This window comes from Pandoraea anhela (genome assembly GCF_902459655.1).
Taxonomy (GTDB): Bacteria; Pseudomonadota; Gammaproteobacteria; order Burkholderiales; family Burkholderiaceae; genus Pandoraea; species Pandoraea anhela.
This window is the reverse complement of the sequence record NZ_CABPSB010000051.1, coordinates 1-1,399: the sequence shown is the minus strand read 5'-3', so window position 1 is coordinate 1,399 and position 1,399 is coordinate 1. Positions and strand designations below refer to the sequence as shown.

The following is a 1,399-nucleotide window of genomic DNA, read 5'->3' as shown; positions in this document are numbered from 1 at the left end:
TTTTTGCATGACGAAGTACGACGAGGCGTTCAAGCGCCGTGCAGTTCGTGAATATCTAGACGGTGGGCGTGGCAGCCGGCATGTAAGCCAGAAGTACGGTGTTGGCTGTACGGTGCTACGGCGTTGGGTGAATGCTTATCGGGAGCATGGCGACGCAGGGCTTCGCAAGAAGCACGAAACCTATAGTGCCGAGTTCAAGATGTCGGTGCTGCGGCACATGTGGCATCACGAGCTGTCGTACCAGCGCACATGCGCGGTGTTTGATTTACGCGAAGGCAATAGTGTCAGCCGTTGGGAGCGCCAGTATCATGAGGGTGGTTTCGAAGCTCTCAAGCCTCGCCGTAAAGGCCGGCCACCCAAGATGTCCCAACCCAAACAGCCACCCCAGCCGACGACGCCCGGCGACGAGCGTGCGCGTGAAGACCTGCTCAAAGAAATCGAATACCTGCGCGCGGAGGTGGCGTACCTAAAAAAGTTGGACGAACTGCTGCGGGCCAAGGAGCACACAGCGCCAAAGAAAAAGCGCAAGCGGTGAGCACATTGCGTGAGCATCACCCGCTCGGGGCACTGTTAAAGATTGCTGGCTTAGCGCGTAGCACGTTCTATTACCAGATGACGGTGGCCAAGGCCGGAGATCGTCATAGCGTGCTCAAGGCGAAGATCGCGCAGGTCTTTGCGTACCACAAGGGTCGCTACGGCTACCGCCGCGTGACGGCCACGCTGCGCCAGAACGGTACTGCCGTGAATCACAAGACGGTGCAACGCTTGATGGCACTACTGCGACTCAAGTCGCTTGTGCGCCCCAAGAAGTACCGCTCCTATCGGGGAGAGGTCGGGCGTATCGCGCCTAATCTACTGGCTCGTCGGTTCGAGGCTAAACGACCCCACGAGAAATGGGTGACGGATGTCACGGAATTCAACGTTGACGGTAAGAAGCTATATTTGTCGCCGGTTTTAGATCTCTACAACGGCGAGATCGTGGCTTGGCAGACCAGTGAGCGGCCTGACTTTGCACTCATCCAAGGCATGCTGGACAAGGCCTTTGTGCGTTTGGCCGAGGGCCAAGCGCCAATGCTTCATTCCGATCAGGGCTGGGCTTATCAAATGCGGGCATATCGCGAACGGCTTGCCGCACGGGGCATGTCACAGAGCATGTCTCGCAAAGGCAATTGTCTGGATAATGCCGCCATGGAGAGCTTTTTCGGCACGCTCAAATCCGAGTGCTTTCGCCTGGCGCACTTTGACAGCGTTGATCAACTACGCCGAGCGATTGCCGAGTACATCCGTTATTACAACCACGATCGCATCAAGCTCAAGCTAAATGGGCTGAGTCCTGTGCAGTACAGAACCCAGCCCTTAACCGCATAACTTTCCCGTCCAACTTTACGGGGTCAGTTCA

The 1,399-nt window shown here is 56.8% G+C and carries 1 protein-coding gene; it reads left to right on the top strand.

Annotated features, from left to right (window positions below; genetic code table 11):
* The first annotated feature begins 7 nt into the window (after positions 1-7).
* Positions 8-1,368 (top strand): IS3 family transposase gene (locus tag PAN31108_RS26185; RefSeq protein WP_150671658.1). Its coding sequence is split into 2 segments (ribosomal slippage): positions 8-482 and positions 482-1,368, totalling 1,362 coding nucleotides; the frame shifts between segments, so codons are not numbered across the junction.
* Positions 1,369-1,399 lie beyond the last annotated feature (31 nt).